This window comes from Xanthobacter autotrophicus, assembly GCF_030015065.1.
In the GTDB taxonomy this organism is placed as follows: domain Bacteria; phylum Pseudomonadota; class Alphaproteobacteria; order Rhizobiales; family Xanthobacteraceae; genus Xanthobacter; species Xanthobacter autotrophicus_D.
In genome coordinates, this window is the sequence record NZ_JAIVFN010000015.1 from 1 (window position 1) to 15,887 (window position 15,887).

The 15,887-nt window shown below is 68.1% G+C and carries 15 protein-coding genes; 5 read left to right on the forward strand and 10 right to left on the reverse strand.

Going from position 1 to position 15,887, the window contains the following annotated elements:
* Positions 1–49: 49 nt before the first annotated feature.
* From K9U40_RS05310 to K9U40_RS05320, 3 genes are all read right to left on the reverse strand, one after another.
* Complete coding sequence (locus tag K9U40_RS05310) at positions 50–562, reverse strand: flavin reductase family protein (RefSeq protein WP_282889167.1); 513 nt, start codon at positions 560–562, stop codon at positions 50–52.
* 132 nt (positions 563–694) lie between these two features.
* A complete protein-coding gene (locus tag K9U40_RS05315; protein WP_282889168.1) occupies positions 695–2,098 on the reverse strand; it encodes an acyl-CoA dehydrogenase family protein in 1,404 nt (467 codons plus the stop codon).
* An 82-nt stretch (positions 2,099–2,180) separates the two neighbouring features.
* Positions 2,181–2,423: a hypothetical protein gene (locus K9U40_RS05320; RefSeq protein ID WP_282889169.1), complete on the reverse strand. Its 243-nt coding sequence runs from the start codon at positions 2,421–2,423 to the stop codon at positions 2,181–2,183.
* A gap of 60 nt (positions 2,424–2,483) precedes the next feature.
* Here K9U40_RS05320 and K9U40_RS05325 point away from each other — a divergent pair, with 60 nt between their 5' ends.
* Entirely contained in the window at positions 2,484–3,614 is a 1,131-nt protein-coding gene (locus K9U40_RS05325; protein WP_282889170.1) for an aminomethyltransferase family protein, read from the forward strand.
* 47 nt (positions 3,615–3,661) lie between these two features.
* Here K9U40_RS05325 and K9U40_RS05330 read toward each other — a convergent pair whose 3' ends face one another.
* Complete coding sequence (locus K9U40_RS05330; protein ID WP_282889171.1) at positions 3,662–4,603, reverse strand: ring-cleaving dioxygenase; 942 nt, start codon at positions 4,601–4,603, stop codon at positions 3,662–3,664.
* A gap of 409 nt (positions 4,604–5,012) precedes the next feature.
* On the opposite strand from K9U40_RS05330, the gene K9U40_RS05335 reads away from it, so the two are divergent.
* The 3 genes from K9U40_RS05335 to queD all read left to right on the forward strand — a co-directional run bounded on the left by K9U40_RS05335 (position 5,013) and on the right by queD (position 7,259).
* Positions 5,013–6,170 (forward strand): alpha/beta hydrolase, encoded by a 1,158-nt coding sequence (locus K9U40_RS05335; RefSeq protein ID WP_282889172.1) that lies wholly within the window; start codon positions 5,013–5,015, stop codon positions 6,168–6,170.
* Positions 6,171–6,237: 67 nt separating this feature from the next.
* On the forward strand, positions 6,238–6,873 hold the full coding sequence (gene queE, locus K9U40_RS05340; RefSeq protein WP_282889173.1) for a 7-carboxy-7-deazaguanine synthase: 636 nt from the start codon (positions 6,238–6,240) through the stop codon (positions 6,871–6,873).
* Positions 6,870–7,259 carry a 6-carboxytetrahydropterin synthase QueD gene (gene queD, locus K9U40_RS05345; protein WP_282889174.1) on the forward strand — a complete coding sequence of 130 codons (390 nt, stop codon included), beginning with the start codon at positions 6,870–6,872 and terminating at the stop codon, positions 7,257–7,259. The genes queE and queD overlap by 4 nt, the downstream gene beginning before the upstream one ends.
* Positions 7,260–7,287: 28 nt before the next feature.
* Here queD and K9U40_RS05350 read toward each other — a convergent pair whose 3' ends face one another.
* From K9U40_RS05350 to K9U40_RS05375, 6 genes are all read right to left on the reverse strand, one after another.
* Positions 7,288–7,845: an NADPH-dependent FMN reductase gene (locus tag K9U40_RS05350; protein WP_282889175.1), complete on the reverse strand. Its 558-nt coding sequence runs from the start codon at positions 7,843–7,845 to the stop codon at positions 7,288–7,290.
* A gap of 192 nt (positions 7,846–8,037) precedes the next feature.
* Positions 8,038–9,207, reverse strand: coding sequence for a DUF1513 domain-containing protein (locus K9U40_RS05355; protein WP_282889176.1), 1,170 nt, complete (start codon positions 9,205–9,207; stop codon positions 8,038–8,040).
* Positions 9,208–9,209: 2 nt separating this feature from the next.
* Entirely contained in the window at positions 9,210–10,304 is a 1,095-nt protein-coding gene (locus tag K9U40_RS05360) for an imelysin family protein (RefSeq protein ID WP_282889177.1), read from the reverse strand.
* Positions 10,305–10,322: 18 nt separating this feature from the next.
* A complete protein-coding gene (locus K9U40_RS05365; protein WP_282889178.1) occupies positions 10,323–11,543 on the reverse strand; it encodes a di-heme oxidoredictase family protein in 1,221 nt (406 codons plus the stop codon).
* 86 nt (positions 11,544–11,629) lie between these two features.
* Positions 11,630–13,099: a multicopper oxidase family protein gene (locus K9U40_RS05370; protein ID WP_282889179.1), complete on the reverse strand. Its 1,470-nt coding sequence runs from the start codon at positions 13,097–13,099 to the stop codon at positions 11,630–11,632.
* A 10-nt stretch (positions 13,100–13,109) separates the two neighbouring features.
* Positions 13,110–14,396, reverse strand: a complete 1,287-nt coding sequence (locus tag K9U40_RS05375) for an imelysin family protein (RefSeq protein WP_282889180.1) — start codon at positions 14,394–14,396, stop codon at positions 13,110–13,112.
* Positions 14,397–14,945: 549 nt separating this feature from the next.
* On the opposite strand from K9U40_RS05375, the gene K9U40_RS05380 reads away from it, so the two are divergent.
* Positions 14,946–15,788 (forward strand): FTR1 family iron permease, encoded by an 843-nt coding sequence (locus K9U40_RS05380; protein WP_282889181.1) that lies wholly within the window; start codon positions 14,946–14,948, stop codon positions 15,786–15,788.
* Positions 15,789–15,887 lie beyond the last annotated feature (99 nt).

Below are 15,887 nucleotides of genomic sequence, written 5' to 3' on the forward strand. Positions count from 1 at the left end.
GCGGGAGGGGCCGGGCGGGAGGAGGGAGGCGTCCATTCAGCCCTCTGGTTCAGCTGTCTTGCAGCAGGCTCGCCAGCAGCCGGTAGCTGCCGCGGTAATAGAGCAGGGGATCGCCCTCGCCCTCGGCATGCATGTGCACCACACGGCCGACGAAGATCACATGATCGCCGCCGTCATAATGGGCATAGGGCACGCATTCGAACACGGCGTGCGCAGGCACCAGGCGCGGAGCGCCCGAGGGGCCGACCTCCCACGGCGTGCCGGAGAACTTGTCCTCGCCGGCGCGGGCGAAGCGGTTGGAAATATCCTGCTGGCTTTCGAGCAGGATATTGACCGAATAGGCCTTCGCCTTTTCCAGCCGCGCCAGGGAATGGAGCGAGCGCGCCATGCAGAACAGGATCAGCGGCGGATCGAGCGACACGGCGGAAAACGAATTCACCGTGACGCCCATGGGGCCTTCCGCGTCCCTGGCCATCACCACGGCGATGCCGGTGGCGAAGCGGCCGAGGGCGTTGCGCAATTCGCGCGGATCAAGGCGGGCGTCGAGATCAATGGTGGTCATCGAATGGAACTCTCTGAAATGGGACACTCCGTGCATAATAATCCCTCTTGATGGCGGGCGCGCGGAGGGAGACGGCGACGCCGCCGCCGGACGGGTGCGGGAGGGCCATGCGTGTGCCGCCCTCCCGCCTCCTCATGCCACCTTGGCGGGCTGGATCTCGGCGAGGAGCTTTTCGGCGAGCGCCCGCTTCTCGGCCTCGTCCATCTTCTTGATCTCGTTGTTGAGCACCCGCTCGTTGATGGACTTGTTCCAGTAGTCCAGCGAGCCGAAGCCGAGCAGCGAGGCCTTGCCCACGAACTGGCGCAGCACCTCGTTGGTGGGGCCCATCACCCAGCCGGCCTTGCCGTCGCGCAGGTAACGCTCGATCTGGAGTGCGGGGCGGAAGCCGGTGCCGCCGGTGGCGTGGAGCATCTTGTCCACCACATGGGCCACGTTCTTGGCCGCCTCGAACTTCACCTGCCACAGCCAGTGCAGCAGGGCCGAGCGGGGCAGGGCGTCCACGTCGGCGTGGATGGACCAGTCGCAGTTGTTGGTGACGCTGTCGAGCGCCTGCGCCATCTGGAAATCCAGCGCCCGGCAGGCGTTGGTGTCCATGATCGCCTCGCCCACATAGTCCTGGATGGTGGGATAGTCGGCGACGCGCATGCCCACGTCATTGTGGGTCTTGCGGGTGGTGTGGCGCTTGGCGATGTCGATGACCGCCAGCGCGATGCCGTTCCAGCAGGCCGACGAGCAGGTGAGGAAGAACGGGTCCACCACCTCGTCGTTGGATTTCGCGCCGTCGCCGATGGGGCCGACCAAAGCGTCCTTCGGCAGGATGGCGTTCTCCACCACGATGGGACCGGACTGGTTGCCGCGCAGGCCGAGGCCGTCCCATTCGGAGGGATTGGCCTTCACCTCGTCCTTGGTGACGAGGAAGCAGGACAGGTCCGAATAGTCGCCGGCAAAGCCCGGGCTCGTGGTCTGCACGATGTACCAGTCGGCAAAGCCGCCGGAGGTGGTCCAGGAGGCCTTCTTCGTCACCTTCCAGCCGTCGCCGAAGGCCTCCGCCTTGGAGGAGATGGGATACCAGAAATGGGAGCCGGTCTCGGGGTCGGAATAGGAGAGCGTGCCGATCAGCACGTCCTGATCCAGCCGCCTGAGGATGTCGGTGAGGATGGGGTTGTCGTGGTGGCGCAGGAGCGCCGCCGCCGTGGCGCCCAGATGCATGGTGTAGCACATGGCGGTGGAGGGGCAGCCGTAGCGGGCGATGGTCTCCACCACCATGGCGGCGCAGAGGTGATTTTCTCCCAGCCCGCCCAGTTCCTTCGGCACGTTCAGCGCCAGCAGGCCGAGGGAGGCCAGGGCCTTGAAATTCTTGCGGGGGTAGACGTAGTTGGCGTCACTCTCCACGGCGTTGGCACGCAGCGTGGTCTCGCACAGGGCGATGAGCTTCTTCTGCAGCTCCTTCTGCGCCGGCGTGAGCAGCCATTGGGGGTCCCACTCGAACCCGAGCCCCCAGAACTCTTCCTTGCCCCACATCTTCACATCGGACATGATTTCAAGCTCCGCCTGGGCCGGCGCCCCGACCGGGCCGTCCCGCAGTTGCGATCTTCGCGAAGGCGGCAGTCTGTTCCCCTCAGTGAACTTTTTTGACGCCGTAGAAACACTGTGCCGATGATCGCGGCTTGTGCAAGCCCATTCGTTGGGCGTTGTGGTGCTCAATTTTCAGCCGGAAGCGGCCACACCAAGCAGCCATGCGCCTTTGCCCTGCCTTGATATTGCACATCGGGCAGAAATAATTTCTTATCAGGAAAATCAATTGACACTCAAGCGCCGCGCCGCACAGGATGCACCCCGTCGCGGCGGGCGTGCGGCGCATCGCACCCCGTCGCCTTCCCATTCAATGCTGTCCGACAGCTGAAAAGAGAGAGGGGACAGGATGACGAGCGCACCCATCTGGCGCCAATCGATCCTCAATGAGCGTCACCGGGAGCTGGGGTCGAAGCTCGAGGAATCGTGGAACGACATGGCGATCCCCCAGCACTACGCCACCGATCCCTATGAGGAGACGGAGGCGGTGCGCACCCGCGCGGGGCTGTTCGACGTGTCCGCCCTCAAGATCATCAATGTGGGTGGCAAGGACGCCTTGGCCTTCCTGAACCAGCTGGTCACCGCCGACATCGCCAAGGTGCCGGCCGGCCGCTCCGCGATCGCCTCCATCGTGGGCGATGACGGCGGGCTGATCGACGACGTGCTGATCTATGTGGACGGCGACGGCGCCTTCCGCCTCTCCCACGGCGGCGGCGCGCTGGAAGAGGCGCTGCCCCTCGTGGCCGAGGGCTTCGACGTCACCTTCTCCCGCGACAACGACGTGCACATCCTGTCGCTGCAGGGGCCCAAGGCCCTCGACATCCTCGCGCCCCACACCCCCATGGACCTGAAGGGCCTGCCCTATTTCGGGCATGGCAGGACCACGCTCTTCGGCGTTCCGGTGTCGCTGGCGCGGGGCGGCTATTCGGCCGAGCGGGGCTATGAGGTGTTCTGCGCCGCCAAGGATGCCGTCGCCCTGTGGGACCAGATCCTGGAGGCCGGCAAGCCTTACGGCGCGATGCCGGTATCGTGGGACTGCCTCGACATCGTGCGGGTGGAAGGCGCGCTGCTGTTCTTCCCCTTCGACATGCCCCACAAGGACACGACCCCGTTCGAGGTGCTGATGGACTGGTCGGTGGACCTCTCCAAGCCGGACTTCCGCGGCAAGGCGGCCCTCCTCGCCCGCAAGGGCACCGAGCGCACCCACCAGGCCGGGCTGGAGGTGCTTGCCGCCAGGGCCATCGCCCCCGGCGCGAAGATCTTCAAGGACGGGGACGAGGTGGGCGCGGTGAATTCCACCACCTACAGCCGGCACCTCATGAAGTCGCTGGCCCTGGTCTCGCTGCGGCCGGACGTGACCGCCCTCGGCACCGGCGTGACGGTGGTGGACGGCGAGGACAGCTTCGAGGCCAATGTGGTCCGCACGCCCTTCTACGATCCCATGCGCCTGCGCACCCATCCGCTGGACGAGCGAGGCTGACAAAAAAGGGCCGGTCGAACCGGCCCCTTCGTTTTTCCGGCGGCGTCTCAGAGCGGCTTCAGCCCGGCCTCGATGGCGGCCCGGCGGCCTTCCAGGAAGGGCGGCAGCGCCAGCCTCTCGCCGAGATGGTCGGCGTCCTCGTCCGCGGCGAATCCCGGACCGTCGGTGGCCAGCTCGAACAGGATGCCGTTGGGCTCGCGGAAATAGAGCGAGCGGAAATAGAAGCGGTCCACCTTGCCGCTGTTGGGAATGCGCAATTCCTTCAGCCGCCGCGCCCATTCGTCGTACTCGTCGAAGGTGGTCACGCGGAACGCCACGTGATGCACCGCGCCCGCGCCCTGCACGGCGGGGGCAAGGCCCGGCTCCACCTTCACATGGACCTCGGCGGCGGGGCCGCCTTCGCCCATCTCGAACACATGGATGGCGCGGCCTTCCTCGCTGGCATAGGTGCGCACCTCCCGCATCCCCATCACATGGGTCAGCACCGCCGCGGTGGGGGCGAGGTCCGGCACGGACAGCACGATGGGGCCGAGGCCGCGGATCTGGTGGTCCGCCGGCACCGGGCTCTTCGCCCACGGCACGCCGGGGCCGCGCCCGCCATCCACGATCAGGCCGAGGCGCTGGCCCTCCCGGTCCTCGAAGGGCAGCATGTCACGGCCGTCGCGGGTTTCGATGCCGCTGTGGGCGACGCCGGAATCGGCGAGGCGGCCGGCCCAGTAGTCGAGCGCCGCGTCGTCGCGCACCCGCAGGAAGGTGCGCACCGCCGCATGGCTGCCGCGCCGCTCGCGGGGCACCGGCCAGTCGAAGAAGGTGAGATCGGTGCCGGGGCTGGCTTCGCCGTCGGCATAGAACAGGTGGTAGGCCGAGGTGTCGTCCTGATTCACCGTCTTCTTCACGAGGCGCATGCCCAGCGTCTGGGTATAGAAGCGGTGGTTGTAGGGCGCGTCCGCCGAGACGGCGGTGACGTGGTGAAGTCCGGTGAGTTCCATGGCGGTGTCTCCGGGGCAGGGGCTACCTGCATGGGTTCTGTTGACGCCGAGATAGGGCTCCGGCCACCCTTAGGCGAGATTCGAAGCCGCAAAGCGGGTTTGCTGAAACGCAAGAGGGCGGCGTCGTTAGTGGTATCGAACGTGCCTTGGTGCACGGTGTCGCACGCGCGGTGTCGGCCTGACTTGACGGTATCCCCCCATCACGTACCTCCCGCCAAGGCAGTATTCAGCATTGGCCCCGAATTACCGCGCATCCGCGGCTTCGCTGTGCGATGAAGGCTCAGGTCCGGGTCTGAGTGCATGCGACCCGGGTGCGCCTGGAGGGCAATACGTGCAGATTTTCGAGCGGGTGAGGCCGGCGGCCGGCACAGGAGGTCCGGGATCGGCGAGCAGGCGGCGCGCCGCGCTGATGCGCGTAGCTGCCACTTCGGTCTGCCTCATGCTGCTCGCCGGCTGCTCCGACCGTCCCGGCCCGGAGGCGCTGACGCCCACCTCCGCCAAGGCGCCCGGCGCCCGCGAGCATGTCATCCTCGTCGCCTCGACCCGTGAACGGGACCCGCGCCCCGGCGTCATCTTCAACGGCGAGCGCTCCACCGCCCTCAATTTCGCAAAGGTGGACCTCTCCGTTCCGCCCGCCCACAAGTCCGGCGAGATCGAATGGCCAAAGAAGGGCGCCGGCGATCCCGCCACCGACATGGTGGTGCACGAGGCCATCTATCGCGACACCGAGCAGGATTTCCTGCGCGACATGAAGAGCGAGCTGGCGCGCCGCCCCGCCGGCCAGAAGAAGGTGTTCATCTTCGTCCACGGCTACAACACGCAGTTTTCCGAGGCGCTCTATCGCCTCGCCCAGATGGCGCATGACGCCGACGCGCCGGCCGTGCCGGTGCTGTTCACCTGGGCTTCGCGGGCGACCACCGAGGCCTATGTCTACGACAACAACAGTGCCACCGCCGCCCGCGACAACCTGGAAGAGACCATCCGCCTCGCCTTCGGCAGCGGTGCGGACGAGGTGAGCATCATGGCTCACTCCATGGGCAACTGGGTGACGGTGGAGGCCCTGCGGCAGATCCGGATTTCCGGTAAGCCGGTGCCGCAGAACAAGGTCGGCAACATCATCCTCGCCGCCCCGGACATCGACGTGGACGTGTTCAAGAGCCAGCTCAAGCGCTTCGGCAAGCCGGCGAAGCCGTTCGTCGTCATCGTCTCGCGCGATGACAAGGCGCTGGGCTTGTCCGAGTTCATCGCCGGCAAGAAGCAAAGGCTCGGCGAATATTCCAATGATGCGGAGCTGGTGGAGCTTGGCGCGGTCGTGGTCGACATGACCGACGTGAAGGCGCTGGACAGCTTCAACCACGGCAAGTTCGCCCAGCTCGCGGAGATGGCGCCGCAGCTGCGCGGCTCGGTGTTGCGTGGGGAGACGCCCGGCGATGCTCCGGCGTCCCACGGTGCCCTCCAGGGGGTGCGGATCAGCGGCCTCGACCGGCTGCGCCAGCAACAGCCCACGCAGCGGACCGCCGTCGCTGCCGGCGAGGACACGCCCGCGGCGGCGCCGGCCGCGCAATAGCGGCGGACCTGCCCGGCGCGCGCGGCGGCTTCCCCCCCGCGCGCCTTCGGTCTAAAGGCATCGGCCCATGGCCTATGCTGTCAAAGAAATGTTCCTCACCCTCCAGGGCGAGGGCGCCCAGGCGGGGCGCGCGGCGGTATTCTGCCGGTTTGCGGGCTGCAATCTGTGGTCCGGCCGGGAGGAGGACCGCGCCGGCGCCCAGTGCCGCTTCTGCGATACCGACTTCGTCGGGATGGACGGGGAAGGCGGCGGGCGCTTCGCTGACGCCGCGATGCTGGCCGACGCCATTGCCGCCACCTGGGGCGCTGCCGAGCCGGACTGCCGCTTCGTCGTTTTCACCGGCGGCGAGCCGCTGCTCCAGCTGGATGCCGCGCTGGTGGACGCGGTCCACGCCCGTGGCTTCGAGATCGCGGTGGAAACCAACGGCACCGTGGAGGCGCCGGACGGGATCGACTGGATCTGCGTGAGTCCCAAGGCCGGCACGGACCTCAAGCTGACGCGCGGCCATGAGCTCAAGCTCGTTTATCCGCAGGGGGGCCTGGACCCCGAGGCATTGGCGGGACTTGGTTTCGCCCATTTCTTCCTTCAGCCCATGGACGGACCGGACCGCCTGCGCAATACCGAGGCGGCGGTGGCTTATTGCCTCTCGCATCCGCGCTGGCGGCTGTCCCTCCAGACCCACAAGATGATTGGCATTCCATGAGTTTGAGCGCCACCCCGGTGCCGCGGCGCGCGCGCATCACCCAGGGCTTCACCTTCGAGGCCGCCCATTTCCTGCCCCATGTGCCGGAAACCCATCGCTGCCGTCGCATGCACGGCCATTCCTACCGCGTGGACCTGACGCTGGAAGGGCCGGTGGACGCGGTGACGGGGTTCGTGGTGGATTTCTTCGATGTGGAGGCCGCCTTCGGGCCGCTGCTGAAGCAGCTCGACCACTATTGCCTCAACGACATCGAGGGGCTTGAAAACCCCACCGCCGAGATCATCGCCGCCTGGATCTGGGAGCGGGTGAAGCCGCTCCTGCCGTTGCTGTCGTGCGTGCGGGTCTACGAGACGCCATTGTCCTTCGCCGAGTTTATCGGCGACTGAGCCGGCCCGCGTGGCCGCTGAACCGGGATCAGGCGGCCTCGCCGGCCTTCGCCTTCTTCACGAAGCTCTGGAAGGCGGCGAGCTGCTTGCCCACGAAATCCCGCGTGCCCTGGTCGGTCAGGACGCCGTCGGCGACCTTGGTGTGGGCCTGCGCCACCATCACCTCCGGCACGTTCATCACGTGCGCGTCCACCGCCACCAGCACCTGACGCAGATGATATTGCGATCGCGCGCCGCCCATGGTGCTGGGCGAGGCGGACATGATGAGCGTCGGCTTGCCCTTCAGGGGCTGGCTCTTCAGGCGCGACAGCCAGTCCAGCGCATTCTTGAGCCCACCGGGCACGGAATAATTGTATTCCGGCGTCACAATGACGAGGGCGTCGGCCGCCTTCACCCGCTCTCCCACACTGCTCACCTGGCCGGGAAAGCCGGATGCCTCGATGTCTCCGTCATAAATGGGCATTTCCGCCACCGAGGGCAGGAGTTCGATCTTCACCCCCTCGGGGGCGAGGTCGGAGAGGGCGCGGGCGAGCGCCGCGTTGAAGGAGCCTTTGCGCACGCTGCCGACCAGGACGACCCAGTTCATGGCTTGCCTCTTCTTGTCTTGTCCGCCCGCGGCGGAATCGCAGGAGACAACGGTGAAGCCCGCGTTCGGGTTTCACAAGCCGGGCCGAAGAATCATGCCAGCGGCTGTCGTCCTCGACCGGCGCCGGGTGGTCGCCCGATTGCCGCGCCGGCTTGACCAAAGGCCGGCGTGCCACGCTCACGGCCTTTGGTCTCAGCCGATCCGCACCATGTGATTGTCGAAGCGCGGGCCTCCGGTGCGCCGGGCCGCGATCCCGACGCCCTCCGGACTGGCCGAAACCAGGATCACTTCGCCATAGCCGGATGCGGCAACGAAGGTGCCGGCTTCGGGTCCCGCTGCGAGGGCGCAGCCATCGGCCAGGGGGACGGAGCCGAGGAAGCGCCCGTCCGCCCGCCACACCGCCACGCGATTGCCGCGCGGAGAGGCACAGGCCACATGGCGGCCGGAGGGGTCGTAGGCGACGGAGCCCACATAGCCCCTGAGCGCCCGCCATTCCGCGTCCGGCGCGTCGAAGGGCGAGAGCGTCCCGTCGGCGGCGATGCGGAAGAGCAGGGGGCGGGCCTCGCCATCCTTCAGCAGGTCCTGCGCGGCCACCACCGTGCCGCCCGTCCCGTCGCGGGCGAGATGGCGCAGCGACAGGCTGGCGAGGTCCCCCGAGAGCCGGCCCTCGCCGCGCACGGCGCCGGAGGCGGGGTCGAGGAGGCTGATGCCCGAACCGGTGACCTCCGCGTCGCGGGCCTCCGGCGTGTTGGGCTCAATGCCGCCATTGGCCACCACGAGCGCCGCGCCCGATTGCATCAGATCGTGCGGACCATCGCCGCCGCTGGGCCATTCCGAGACGATGACGAAGCCGCCGTCCACGGAGCGCACGGCGACCACGCCGCGGCCCATGGCATGGGTACCCTCTTGCGGGCGCTCGATCTCGTTGGTGAGGAAGAGCCTGCCGTCCGCCGTGAAACGGCCGTGCCCGGAGAACACGCGGCCCGCGCCGGGCGCAAGGGTGGCGACGAGGCCGCCCCTGCGCCGGTCGAAGACGAGGGCGATCTGCCCCGGCCGCCGGCCCACCGCCACGGCCAGCGGGCCGGTGGGGCTCGCCTCGATGCCGTGCAGGCGGGTGGCGGTCTCCGCTTCGGTCGTCGCCGAGAAGGCGCCGTCGAGGCCGACCGCGGCGAAGCCGTCGCTCATGCCGGCCGTCGCCAGCCAGCCCTCGACGAGCGGATCGGCCCCCGGGCCGCTTCCGATGCCGGTCGCGCCCAGCGGACGGATCGCCAGCAGCGCCGCCGCGCCGACAAGGAAGCCGCGCCGTCCCAGCAAGGCATGGCCCGGCACATGGTCGAGCCCGTGGGCGATGGCAGGACGCATGCTCAGTCGCCGTCCAGCGCGTTGAAGCCCAGCGAGATGCCGAAATAGGAGGCGACGGGCTTGTACACGCTGGCCTGCGCCACCTTGAACGCCTTGATGGCGGCCTGCAGGTCTTTCGCGCCCTGCGCGGTGCCGGCGGCGACGCCGATGTCCGCGGGCAGCTTCTCGGCAGCGGTGTCCGCGCCGGCGGCAGCCTTGTTGACCACATATTGGGGCCGGCTCGGCATCTGCGCGCCCACCGCCACCAGCAACGGGCCTGCGCTCCGGATCATGTTCGCTGCGACGCGGCCCGAGCGGCCGGAGCGCCAGCTGTCGGCGAGGGTCGGCCTGGCGTCGGCCGGGCCGGTGCCGAGCACGGGGAGGATCTTGGTGTCGGTCACCCGCTGGTAGGCGCCGGACAGGTCGGTGAGGATCATGCCGGGCAGGGCGCCCACATCGGGAAAGAGGGCCGGGTCGCCCTTGCCGGAGACGATGGCGCCGAACGCGCCCGATGCCTTGTCGCCCCAGGCGGTGCGGATCTCGCCGGCGATGATGGCGAGGTTGCCGGCGATGGCTTTGCCGAGGGCGCAGCGCCGCGCCGCTTCCGGACCAGTCAGGAGGGCGTCAGCCGCGCCGTCCTCATGGAGCAGCCGTTCCAATGCCGGCAGCCCCTGCACCGCCGCGCTCGACTGGGCGAAGCGGGTCGCCTCCAGCCTCCCCCCATCGGGATCGGCGATGATCTCGGCAAGACCGCGGGTGATGGCGTTGCGCCGGTCCGGGAAGAAGGAAATGCGATCGGCCCGCAGCGACAGGCTGATGGGGCCGAAAGTGACGAATTCCACGGCGTTCCAGGCATCTGCCGCCTTGCCATAGGCTTCCTTCAGCGCCGGCAGGCCGGCCGCCGCGGGCTGGGTGCAGAACGATGTCCAGGCGTCCGCCTGCACCCTGGTGGCGCCGGCGAGGGCATCGTAGCGCGGCAAAAGCCAGCTTTCGATGAGCGGCACGGGATCGAGGGCGGGGCTTGCGGCCCGGGCCGGACCGGCGGCCGGGGCGAATGCAAGGCCGAGCGCGAGACCGAGCACGGCGCGGCGCGAGGGGGCTGAAAAGCGGAAAAACATCCGACCGTCTCTCATCAGCTAAAGCGAAGACACGTAACGTACCAATGCGGCCTTGTCCGCCGTGGAAAGCGCGTTGAAGCGCCGCGCGGCCTCGGCGGCCTCTCCAGCGTGCCAGGCGACGGCCTCCGCGATGGTGCGCGCCCGTCCGTCATGCAGCAAGCCCGTGTCGGCGGCGAGCGCCTCGGAGACGCCGGCCAAAGGTGCGGTGCGCCAGTGGGACGCGCCGGCGCCGGGCTCCGGCATGGCGTCGCCGAGGCCGGGCCCCATGTCGTGCAGCAGCAGGTCGGTGAACATGCGCGCCTGCCCGCCATCGCGGGTGGGCAGGGCCGGCCGGTGGCACGTGGCGCAGCCGGCGGAGGCAAAGAGGCGGGCGCCGGCGCGGCGTTCTGGATCAGGGAGGGGCTCCGGGGCTGGCGGTGGCAGCGAAGCGACATAGGCGACCACCCGATCGAGCAATGGCCGGCCGATCTCCAGCGCGTCGTCCGCCGTGCCCTCGGTGCGGTTGGCGGTGCCATGGGGCGCCTCGCGGCAGGCGGTCTGGGTGGGGGTGCAGTCGCCCCACGGCTCGGGATGGTAGGGGTTGGACAGGCCGAGATCGAGGAAGAAGGCTTCGGCGGACTGGCGGGCGAGGTCCGGCTGGGCCGCCTTCCAGCCGAAGCGGCCGATGGCGGTGGTGCCGTCCGGGAGGGTGATGCGGTGGGCGCGGCCCGAAACGCCGTCCTTGCCCGTGGACTGCTCCTTTTCGATGGCGAGGATGGCCGCGTCCGGCACCTGCGCCAGGGCGCCGCGACCCTTCAGGTCCGGAGCCACGCGCAGCGAGAGGCCGCTCGCCGGATCGAGCGGGCCGTAGCCCAGCGCCTGCGGAAGGGGCGCGCGGGCCGTGCGGCCGTCCGGAAGTGGTGTGTCCATCACCCCGATCACGCCTTCCGGTGGGATGCCCGGCACGACATCAATCTGGAACCTGCGGCCATAGACCGGATCGCCGGAGCCGTCCGGCTGGGCGATCACGAGCACGAAGCCGCGTCCCGCCGTCCCGTCCTCGATCTTCGCCGGGGCTCGTCCGTCGCGCGGATGGCAGGCGCTGCAGGACCGCGCATCGAACAGGGGGCCGAGCCCGTCATCGGCGCGGGTCGAAGCGGGAGCTGGCACCCATGGCCGCTTGAACAGCGCCTTGCCGATGGCGATGTCGAGCTTGTCCATCTCCTCGGCCGCCGCGGGCGCCGCAGCCAGCGCAAGCATGGCGAGCGCACAGGCCCAGCCTCGGCCCGAGCTTCGACGCGGATGCACCGCCCGCGCAGATCCCGCTTGCTGCCCGATCCCTCCCATCATGCCACCCGGAACCAGCCCATGAGGCCGGAATCCATGTGCTCCAGGATGTGGCAATGGAACACCCAGTCGCCGCTATTGGCGCGGAAGGCGATTTCCACCGTCTCGTTGGGCTCGGTCATCACCGTGTCGGCGAGATAAGGCGGGATGCCGGTCTTCTTGGTCGAGGACAGGACGCGGAAGACGTGGCCGTGCAGGTGCATGGGATGCACGTGCTTGGTCACGTTGGTAATCGAGAGCCGGTAGCTCTGCCCGTCCTTCAGGATCTCCAGGGGCGGCGGCAGCCGCAGGTCGGCGCCCGCGCCCCAGGACGTGCGGTTGATGGCCCAGAAGGTCTTGTCGCCCACGCAGAAGGAATCGATCAGGGCCTTCGCGAGCGGATCATCCGGCGGCAGAGGCGGCGCGATGGCGGTGGCGCCGGCGGCCGTCTGGACCAGGAAATCGAGCTTCTTCGCCCGCGCCACGTCCGGCAGCGGCACCTTGGCGTCCGGCAACGCCTTGGGCTTGAAAGGGGTTTTCTTGCGGCCCTTGTCCACTCCCACCAGGGTGGTGAGGAGATAAGGCTCGGCGGTGCGATAGTCGTAGACCTTCACCTCCTCGCCGGGGCCGGGCATGCGCACATGCACGTCGAGCCGCATGGCCGGACCCATGCGCCAGACCTCGTCCGGCAGCTTGGACATGGGCAAAGGCGTGACGGCCTGGCCATCCACCGCGATGATGGCGGCGTCGCTGGTCTCGCAGCCGAAATCGACGGTGCGGGTGGAGTCGGCGACGATCACCCGCAGGCGCACGTCACCATGAGCGGGGGCTTCCACCCGGGGCGGCGTCACCGAGCCGTTGGTGGCGCGCACCGTGCCGAAGCTGCCCGCGGTGGAGGCGCCCTCGTCCGTGAACATGGTCAGCCAGCGGCCGTTCTCGTCCAGCCGCCAGTCCTTGACCGCGATGATGTGCTCGAGATCGAAGCCGAGCCGGGCCTCTGCCGGGTCGTCCACCAGCAGCAGGGCCACGAGCCCGCGCCCCACCTGGCCCGTTTCGTCGCAGTGGGGATGGAAGAAATAGAAGCCCGGATCGGGCAGGGGCACATTGTAGGCGAAGCGCCCGCCGGGCGGGATCGGTGCCTGGGTCAGGGGGGCAACGCCGTCGGAGACGTTGGGCACGCGGATGCCGTGCCAGTGCACCGTGGTGTAGTCCGGCAGGCGGTTCTCGAAATCCACCATCAGCCGGGTGCCGAGCGGCGCGCGCCAGGTGAGGAAAGGCGTGCCGTTATAGGCGCAGAAGTGCTGCGTTTTCGGCTTGTCAGGGCCGAGGAGCGGCACCTCGATCTCCGTGGCGGAGAGGGTGAGGTGCCGCACCGGCGCAGTCTTGGGGAGCGTATCGCGGGAGACGGGCATGCCCCCGAGGGCGGAGGGAGCGAAACCTGCCGCCCCCGCCGCCGCGCCGCCGAGCAGGACCGCCCGCCGCGAGATCATCGCCAAAGCCTCACTTCTTCTTCACGGCCTTCGGATCGTCCAGGCTGTCCGAGCCCTCCACCTTGATCTGCAGCTTCAGGGCCGCGACGCCGCGCTCGATGGCGTGCGCCTGGGCGACGAGGGCATCGACGCCGTCCTGGATCAGCCTGGCGCCCTTCTCGTTCCCTTCCGCGAGCATCATGTCGTAATACATCTCACCGGAATCGCCCGTGTCCTTGATCTTCTTCAAGGCTGCGAGGGCCGCGTCCGATTTCTGGTCGATCTCGTCGGCGATCTTGGGATCCGCGGCGCGGATCAGGTCGGCCACCGAGGGGCCGGAAAACACCGTGCCGTCGGGCTTGGTGAAGCGGCCGTAATAGATGTCGCGGATGCCCACCTCGTCGTAATAGTGCGAATTGTGGGTGTTGTCGGAGAAGCAGTCGTGCTCCTCTTCCGTGTCGTGAAGGATGAGGCCGAGCTTCATCCGCTCGCCCGCAAGCTCGCCATAGGACAGGGAGCCGAGACCGGTGAAGATCACCGCCAGCGCGGGCTTGTCCTTCTTCTTCAGCAGCGCGGTGCGGGCCTCGCCCTTCGGCCCCCAGATGGCGGCCATCTCGCTGAGGTCGGCCACCAGCGTCTCGGTGGCGACCTTGAGATACTGGGCGCGGCGGTCGCAATTGGCGTTGGTGCAGGTCTTCAGGTCGTAGTCGGTATAGGGCCGGTTGCCGGCGCCGGGACCGGTGCCGTTGAGATCCTGCCCCCACAGCAGGAACTCGATGGCGTGCCAGCCCGAGCCCACATTGGCCTCGACGCCGCCGGCGGTGTTGAGGCTGTGCAGCAGTTCCGGCGTGATCTTCGAGGTGTCGATGGTCTTCTTGCCGATGCGGATGGACTTGGAGCCGATCACGTTAGCGGTGTAGAGGGGATTTTCATCCGATTTCTCGCCATAGCTCTTCTTGTCCACGTAATCGATGAGGCCTTCGTCCAGCGGCCAGGCGTTCACGTCGCCTTCGATCTTGTCCACCGCCTTGTTGCCGAAGCGGAACGCCTCGGTCTGCTGGTAGAAGACGCGGGCGGCCTTCCAGGCGTCGCGCGCCTTGGCCAGCGTCTCGGCGCTCGGGGCGTCGAGGAAGGTGAGGATGACCTTCTGCATGTCCTGCGCCGTGGCGGCGGAGGAGCCATACATGGCTTCGGCAAGGTCGGCATAGTGGACGATCACGTCGCGCGGCTTGGGCGCGTCCTTCGGAGCCTGGGCGAAAGCTGGGCTCGCGAAAGCTGAAACTGCGGCGACGACTGCGCCAACAACATGCGCGCGCATCGACCTTCTCTCCTTGCAATGAAATTTCGGGAAGGGGCGGGGCAGGGCCCCCTTTCGTGCAAGCTTAGGGATGCGCCCACAGAGCGGCAAGGGCGGCGCGGGACAATGGAATTGTTCTATTGTTCCCGTCTGGCATGAAGACTTGAGTGATCCAAGTTAAAATTAATGCGCGCCTCAGATGATTGACGCTACGCCAATTGGCTGGTGCCTTCAATGCTCGCAAAGGCGCCGCCCATCTGCCGTGCATATCTGCAAATGCTGCGCCTCGATCGGTTGTTGCGTTCCGGACGACGTGATCAACGATCCCGGGGCGGGCCATTTTTATTATTTGAATAATTCAAAACAAAAGCGCTCCGGATGACAGCGCGGTGACGGAGGTGGTAGGCTGTCGCCAGTCATTCGCAGGATTTTTCCTTACGTTACGTCCGCTTTTGCGGTTTTCGACATACTCAAATCAGGGCCTGCCTTCGTCTTTCGTCGTATCCACGCGGGCATTGCGGCTCGCAGGACGAAGCCGGGCCGGGCGCCGACCATGAAGGAACAGTCACCATGATCGCAGCGCTGCTGATTGTCTTCCGCGAGGTGCTGGAGGCGGGGATTGTCACCGGCGTTGTTCTTGCCGCCTCCGAAGGCATCCGCCATCGCGGCCTGTGGATCGGCCTCGGCATCCTGGGCGGCCTCGCCGGCTCGGCGCTGCTTGCGCTGTTCGCGGACAGGATCGCCTCGACCTTCGACGGTTCGGGTCAGGACATCCTGAATGCGACGATCCTGTCGGTGGCCGTGGTCATGCTGGTGTGGACCGTCGTGTGGATGGCAAGCCACGGCCGCCAGATGGTCTTCGAGATGAAGGAGGTCGGGCGCGACGTCAAGGAAGGCCGCCGGCCCCTCGCTGCGCTCGCTATCGTGGTGGGCATGGCGGTGCTGCGCGAGGGCGTGGAGATCGTGCTCTTCCTCTATGGAATCACCACCACGGGCAACGAGACGGCCGGCTCGGTGGTGCTTGGCGGCCTCCTCGGCCTTGCCGGCGGCGCGGCGGTTTCGCTGGCGCTCTACCGCGGCCTCGTGGCTATTCCGCTGAAGCACCTGTTCAAGGTGACGGCCATCATCATCACCCTTCTGGCGGCGGGGCTCGCGGCACAGGTGGTCGGCATCCTGCAGGATGCGGGCTTCATCCAGTCCCTCGTCGACCCGGTCTGGAACACAAGCTGGCTCCTCGCCGACGACAGCGCCCTCGGCCGCGTGCTGCGGACGCTCGTCGGCTATCGCGCCGAGCCGACGGGGATGCAGTTGATCGCCTACCTGGGCACTGTCGCCGCCATCCTCATTCTCTCGGCGGTGGTGAACGGGCGCCTGGCTCCCGCCTCGGGCTCGCACCGGCAGGTCCGCGCCTGAGCGGTTGCCGGGCGCTTCTCGCTCCGGCGCTCGGAGGGCGCAGCCTCGGCCCGGAATGTTCCGTCCACGCCTTGACCGGTGACGCGCGGCGATGCCCCG